This is a genomic window from Chitinophaga sp., from assembly GCF_035761305.1.
Lineage (GTDB): Bacteria > Bacteroidota > Bacteroidia > Chitinophagales > Chitinophagaceae > Chitinophaga.
In genome coordinates, this window is sequence record NZ_DASTRI010000291.1 from 22,267 (window position 1) to 28,946 (window position 6,680).

Genomic DNA, 6,680 nt, shown 5'->3' on the forward strand with positions numbered 1-6,680 from the left:
TTCAGGCTCCGGTAAGTAATTCCTTTACACCTATTGCTCTTACCTGTACCGAACGCTTATCGAGCCTGCCGTATAACCAGCTTAACTGGTTAAATACCTTCATGCCGAAGTACTTACAAATAAATCCCCTGAACCGGGAGGGCACCCATTTAAATAAAAAGACTTCGGATTGTATTTGTTTAAACCCTGCGCCTTGCAAAATGTTACCCAGGTTCATGGGGCTAAAGCTGTATAAATGGTTATTGATGTCATTAGGAAACCACCTGCGTGTATAGCTGTCATGGGGCACCACGATTACAATTTTCCCACCGGGTTTCAGTTTTTCATATAACGCTGCAACCAGCTGGAAGGGGCTAGTAGTATGTTCCAGACAGTGATTGGAAATAACAACGTCAATGGATTCGTCTTCTACTTCATCTAATGATTCAACACATAGCACTTTATTTACCTGGTTGCAATAGTCCCTGGCTACCGGGTTTAATTCAACGCCTATCCTTTCCCGGCAATCCAGGTTTTTCAACAGGAAACCGCCGCCGCAGCCAAAATCCAATACCACATCATCTTTCGTTATGTAGCGCTCGAATTTAAGCTTATTGGCTACGCCTCCAAATTCGCCAATCCTTTTTTGATAGTCATTAAAATAGGATGCTTCATAATGTTTTTCAATAGTGGAATCTAATGGTTTCATGGTCCTGGGGGTTTTGTAAACCTAATTTAAACAATTATTTGATAGTTGGCTCCAATAACCTGATTTAAATCATCCCCGGCGCTGCGCATGATCATTCCTGCAAACTGCTGCAAATAATAATTTAGCCCCTGGTTAAAAATAATCGCATGGCATTCCGTATACGGCATGGCGGCAGAGCCGGCCTTATTGCAGCTTTCCTGGGTATTCATCTTTTCTTTTTATGGATGGAGGTTTCTTCCTGCAATGCACGGGTAGATGGCCCTGTACTGGACGGCAACATATACACCCGCCCGCAGGCCGGCAAAAACAAGGCGACCCGCCTTAAACAAAGTACGTCCCTCAGCTGCGCTTCATCAAATCTTCCAGGTCCTGCGCGCCCGGCTTCGCCTTCTTCTCCGCATACTCCTTTGGGGTTACCTTAAACTGCTGTAAAAAACACTTTGAAAAGTAAGACGGGGAACTAAAGCCGGTCATATAAGCAATCTCTGCTACAGAATGGTTGCCGGTGTGCAGCAGCCTGGCGGCATGCTTCAGCCGTACCAGCTTAATCAGCTCATTGGGTACGTAGCCCGAAAGGGACTTCAGCTTTTTATGCAGGTTAGAGCGGCTCATGGCCATATCCCTGCTCAGCTCCTCCACTGAAAGCTGCGGATCAATAATCCGCTCTTCAATAATGCTTACCACTTTTTCCATGAACTGCTTGTCCCGGCTGTTGGTGGCCAGCACGCTTACATCGCTGTTAGGCTGCTCTGAAAACTTCTGCCGCAGCTGTTCCCTGGAGGCGATCAGGTTCTTCACCACAGCGGCAACATGCTTCCATTTGAAGGGTTTCATGATATAAGCGTCGGCGCCGGTTTCAATACCTTTCAGCTCCGACTCGCTGTTACCCCGGGCCGTTAGCAGCACAAAAGGAATATGGCTGTACTGGATATTGGTTTTTACCAGGCGGCATAGTTCAAGGCCGTCCATCTCCGCCATCATAATATCGGAAATCACCAGGTCAATGGAATTAGCTTCTACCAGCTCCATGGCTGCCTTGCCGTTGGCTGCCGTAAGCACATTGTAACCGCTTTCATAAAAGCTTGCGGCCAGGAAAGATTGTATAGACACATCGTCTTCTACTATCAGCAGCAAAGGCAGCTCCTCATTGATAACGCCTTCTTCATAGCCGGGCTGCTGCCGTAGCTGCGGTTTGCCCTCCATGTACGGCAGCTCCAGGGTAAAGATAGTCTTCTCCCCTTCCCTGCTTTCTACCAGCAGCCGCCCGCCGTGCTTCTCTGCCAGGGAGCTGGCCAGCGCCAGGCCTATGCCGGCCCCGCCCGGGTTGCTGTATGCATGCCCTTCCCGGCCTGTAGTAAAAAATTTTTTGAAAATGTCCCGGATGTTAGCCGCGGGAATGCCTATGCCATCATCCTCAACGCTGATGCATACACGCGATGCTTCGCCTTCCCTTCCCGGCACGTCATACACGGCAATGTCTACTTTTTTCCGCGCAAACCTGAATGCATTAATCAGCAGGTTGCTTAATATCTTATTCAGCACTTCGGGGTCGGCCTGCAACAGCAGCCTGCTTACCCGGGTGCTCATGGTAAATGCAATATCCTTCTGGTAAGGCAGGGAAGAGAACCTGGAATAAATGGCCTGTACCAGCGATATGATCTCTACTTCTTCTTCCTTTATCTGGTAGGCGTCGCCTTCTATCCTCCTGAAATCAAGCAGCTGGTTTACGAGGTCCATCAGGCGGCCCGCATTCTCATCCATAATGGTGAGCTGCTCTTTTTCATCCCGCTGCCATTTGTTCATGGACAGCAATTTTTCCAGAGGCGCAATGATGAGGGATAACGGGGTTCTTATTTCATGCGCCATCACGGTGAAAAATTCGATCTTGCGCGCATAAAACTCCTGCTCCTCCTTATTCTTCAGCCGCTCCAATTTAATCTGGTTCCGTTTGCGGATATAGGCGGCGGAATATTTATAGGCGCCATAAGCTGCTGCCAGCACCAGTAACGCAAAAATGATATATGCCAGCGTGGTCCTGTAGAACGGCGGCCTTATGATCAGCTCCATGGTGGACTCGGGCACGTTCCAGTTACTTTTATCTGCCGTGGCTTTTACCTTAAACGTGTAAGTACCTGGCGATAGATTGGTATAGGTGGCTTTACGCTGATCGCCTACATAGTTCCAGTCGGGATCAAAGCCCTCCATTTTGTAGGCGTAGCCAAGCTTTTCAGGGGCATTGAAATTGAGCGCCGCAAATTCAAAGCTGATAACAGACTGGCCATGCTGCAGCACCAGCTTGCTGGTGTAGTTGATTTGTTTTGACAGCGGCCCGTGTTCCGATATAGGTACATGCCTGTTAAACAGCTGGAAGTTTGTAAATGACACACGTATGCTATCCGCCGCTGCCGGCACCTTCTCGGGGTAAAAGGCATTGAACCCCTTGATACCGCCTGCATACAGCTTACCGTCAGACGCTTTATAAAAGGCCTTGTAATTAAACTGCTGGCTTTGCAGGTTATCCTGGCGGGTAAAGTGCCGCGCCTTTTCCTTTGCGGGATCAATGCTGTAAATACCCCTGTTGGTGGTAATCCATATCAGCCCCGCATCATCCTGCTGAATGCCGTAAACTACATTGGCGGCAATGCCTGCTTTATCATTGTAAGGCCTTGCCTGTTTTGTTCTGAAGTTGTACCGGTGCAGCCCGCCGCCGTCGGAGCCTATCCACAGGTTGCCCTGGTGATCATCATACAGGCAGGTGAGTTTGTCCATATTCTCCCCCGCTACTTTGCCCCACTGTTCTGTTTTTTTGTTATAGAAAATAAGGCCGTTATTATACGTGGCAAACCAAAGCGTTTTATTACCGTCTTCATAAATATCGTAGATGATCGTATTGCTTACATCTTCCTGCAGCACTCTTTGGAAATGGCGCTGCTCACTGTCGTACCGGTCCAGGCCAAGGTCGGTGCCAATCCATATCCTGTTGTCTTTATCCTGGTAAATGCAAAAAACATTGTTGCTGTTCAGGGAATGAAGATCACCCGGCTCATGCTGGAAATGCGCTACTTTCCCGGTCCGGGGGTCCAGCACATTTACGCCGCCTGCAAACAGCCCGATCCAGATGTTGCCTGCTTTATCTTTTATCAGCGTATGAATGTTGTGATACGACAATGGCTGTTGCTGCGGCAGAAAAGGATATTGCTGAAAGCTTCTTGTAGTGGTATTAAAGTATTGCAGGCCGCCGTCTTCCGTGCCTACCCACAGCATGCCCGGCCGGTCTTCCAGGAAACAGCTCACCGCCCTGCCGGAGAGGGAATGCGCATCGCCCGTGGGATAATACATTTCAAAAGCAGGTCCCTTTTCATTAAAGTAATTCACGCCCCCGAAGAATGTGCCTACCCACATGGTGCCCGCCCTGTCGGGGAATATGGAATAAACGGCGTTATCACTGATGCTGAACGGATCATTACCCTGGTTGGTGTAGGCAATGAACCGGTCGGTTGCAAGATCCAGCACGTTCAATCCTTTTTCCGTGCCTACGTAAATTTTGTCCGGCGCTACCTGGCACAGTGCGCGCACAATATTATCCTTAATGCAATAAGGGCTGCCGTTATTGCGGTATACGCGGAAGGTGCGCTGCTCCGCCTGCCATTTACACAAACCACCGTTCATGGTTCCTATCCACATTGTACCGTCACGTCCCTTGTAGATGGCGTTAATGTAATCATCACTTAAACCGCTGTTGGCCGACCGCAGGTTTGTAAAAGATTTTGTTTTGGGATGGTAGATGTCAATGCCGTACCCGAATGTGCCTATCCAGATGTTTCCATCATCATCCTGCGCCAGCCTGGTTACCTGGTCGCCGGAAAGAGCGGAATTGCCTGCCGTGAAATTCTCCATTGATTTTTTCACGGGGTCATACCGGAACAACCCGTTCAGCCGTGATGTGAACCATACAATGCCATCCTTATCGCGCAGGATAGCAAAAACAGTTCTCTCTTCCGGCGGGCCGAAATGCGAGAACTGCTCTTTTTCCAGGTTAAGTATGTAAATACCGCTTTCCGTTCCTATCCAAATGTGCGTGCTGTCGAACCGCGTAATGCAGTGCACGAAGTTATTGCCAAGGGAGGTGGCGTTGTTCTTTTTATACTGGAAGTTCCTGAACTGGTAACCGTCAAACCGGCTGATGCCGTTTTTGGTACCAAACCACATATATCCCTGGTCGTCCTGGGCAATGGCCCGTACGGTGCTGGAGGGCAGCCCTTCTGCAACAGAATAATTCCGGAAAAGTATCTGCTGCCCGCTGGCGTGGCAGCATAGTAAAAGCAAACAATAAACAATCAATGATCTCATCTGCACAATTGCTTGATAAACGCAACCTCCTCTTTGCTGAACGGCGTTCCATCCTTCCTGTATATATCATGGAACCAAAGCTGCGGTTCCTTTCCATCGGGCATAGGCGTGTCCCATGCATAAATGGTGTTGGTTTTGCCGCTTACAAATCCCCAGTTGATGGCGCCTACATTTTCTTGTTTCAGCATGGGCATAATCAGCTGGAACAGGCTGCCGTTCCTGCGCGCCATATATTCCGTACAAATCAGCGGCCTGCCGTACTTTTTCAGTGTGTCAACGGTATTACGGTGATTGTCAATGTACGAATAATTATGGTAGGTGATCACATCGGAGTTTTGCAGCTGGAATTTGTTGAGCGCTTTAAACGCAGGCGCATCATTCCACACGCCGGCGCTCACCGGCTGCGAAGGCCTTACTTCCCGGGCCCACTGGAATACTTTCTGCAGCAGCGGCATGCTTTTATTGAACTGTTTGTTATTACCCGGTTCGTTATAAAGGTCCCACAGCAGGATGCGGTTGTCGTTCTTAAAAGTGGTAAGCACGTCCTTTACATAGGCTTCCAGCACTTTGAGCGTATCGGGATGGGTATAGATCATGGTGCCCGGGTCCCTTACCCAGCCTGAATTATGCACGCCTGTTTTCGGTGCGGGTTGCTTCCCTACCCAGGCGGTATCGTTCCAGCAATCGTCGAAGAACACGAACAGGGTTTTAATACCATGCTTTGATGAAATAGCAAGATAGGTATCGAGCCTTTTTTTAAACCCTTCCTTATCTGCGGCCCACAGCAAATGATGCAGGTACACCCGCATTACATTAAATCCCAGGTCCTGCGCCCAGCCCAGCTCACGGTTAATGGTGGCGGTATCAAAGGTTTCCGGCTGAAACATTTCCAGCTGGTTAATGGCGGTAGACGGCTGGAAATTGCTTCCTCTTAACCAGCCCTGTTTTGCGTACCAGGCGTTGGCCTGCTCCGCTGTCCACCTGCCCTGTGCAGCTGCCATGCAGCATGCCATTATGCTGCATAGCAGCAATGCTGTAAATCTCTTTATAAACATAATGTTATTGTTTTCTCACTTTGTAAGTTTTTCAAGTTCCGCTTTCAGCGCTTTTACTACTTCGGGGTGCTGATCCGCCACGTTATGCGTTTCACCGGGATCCTGCTGCATATCATACAGCTGTGGAACTGTTTTCAGGCCGGTGGCTATTTTCTTACCCTTCATCCAGGCGGGCCTGGGTTTTTCAACCGGGGCAATGTATTTCCATTTGCCTTTGCGCAGGGAAAGCGTATAGGACTCTTCCAGGAGGCCATCCCGGTCCTTTTTTGACCTGCCCAGCAGCACATCCAGCTCGTTGCGGCTGTCCTGCGCAGCGCCGGGCGGCAGCTGCTGTCCGGTGAGGGCTGCCAGCGACGCCAGTATATCTACATGCGAGCATAAGGCATTTGATACGCCTGGTTTTATTGTACCGGGCCAGTAGGCGATGTGGGGCACTCTTGTGCCGCCTTCAAGCGCACTGTATTTGCCGCCGCTGTATATGCCGGCTGGCCGGTGGCTGCCCACCAGCTCCTCTGCCTGGTCTTCATAGCCGTCGTTCAATACAGGACCGTTATCGCTGCTGAATATGATCAGTGTATTTTCCGAAA

Annotated in this window: 5 protein-coding genes; all 5 read right to left on the bottom strand. The window is 49.6% G+C overall.

Annotated elements, in window-relative coordinates; all coding sequences use genetic code 11:
* Window position 1: 1 nt before the first annotated feature.
* Window positions 2-688 carry a class I SAM-dependent methyltransferase gene (locus VFS25_RS25235; protein WP_326464965.1) on the bottom strand — a complete coding sequence of 229 codons (687 nt, stop codon included), beginning with the start codon at window positions 686-688 and terminating at the stop codon, window positions 2-4.
* Window positions 689-714: 26 nt separating this feature from the next.
* A complete protein-coding gene (locus tag VFS25_RS25240) occupies window positions 715-897 on the bottom strand; it encodes a hypothetical protein (protein WP_326464966.1) in 183 nt (60 codons plus the stop codon).
* Window positions 898-1,027: 130 nt separating this feature from the next.
* Window positions 1,028-5,038, bottom strand: coding sequence for a hybrid sensor histidine kinase/response regulator transcription factor (locus tag VFS25_RS25245; protein ID WP_326464967.1), 4,011 nt, complete (start codon window positions 5,036-5,038; stop codon window positions 1,028-1,030).
* Window positions 5,035-6,039 carry a cellulase family glycosylhydrolase gene (locus tag VFS25_RS25250; protein ID WP_326464968.1) on the bottom strand — a complete coding sequence of 335 codons (1,005 nt, stop codon included), beginning with the start codon at window positions 6,037-6,039 and terminating at the stop codon, window positions 5,035-5,037. Before VFS25_RS25250 ends, VFS25_RS25245 begins: the two co-directional genes overlap by 4 nt.
* Window positions 6,040-6,108: 69 nt before the next feature.
* Window positions 6,109-6,680, bottom strand: a 572-nt coding sequence (locus VFS25_RS25255; protein ID WP_326464969.1) for a sulfatase-like hydrolase/transferase, incomplete at its 5' end; no start/stop codon positions are given.

Bases quoted from the DNA above. Each gene is read 5' to 3' on its own strand.
- VFS25_RS25240 (WP_326464966.1), bottom strand. From the start codon at position 897: ATGAATACCCAGGAAAGCTGCAATAAGGCCGGCTCTGCCGCCATGCCG.
- VFS25_RS25250 (WP_326464968.1), bottom strand. From the start codon at position 6,039: ATGGCAGCTGCACAGGGCAGGTGGACAGCGGAGCAGGCCAACGCCTGG.
- VFS25_RS25245 (WP_326464967.1), bottom strand. From the start codon at position 5,038: ATGAGATCATTGATTGTTTATTGTTTGCTTTTACTATGCTGCCACGCC.
- VFS25_RS25235 (WP_326464965.1), bottom strand. From the start codon at position 688: ATGAAACCATTAGATTCCACTATTGAAAAACATTATGAAGCATCCTAT.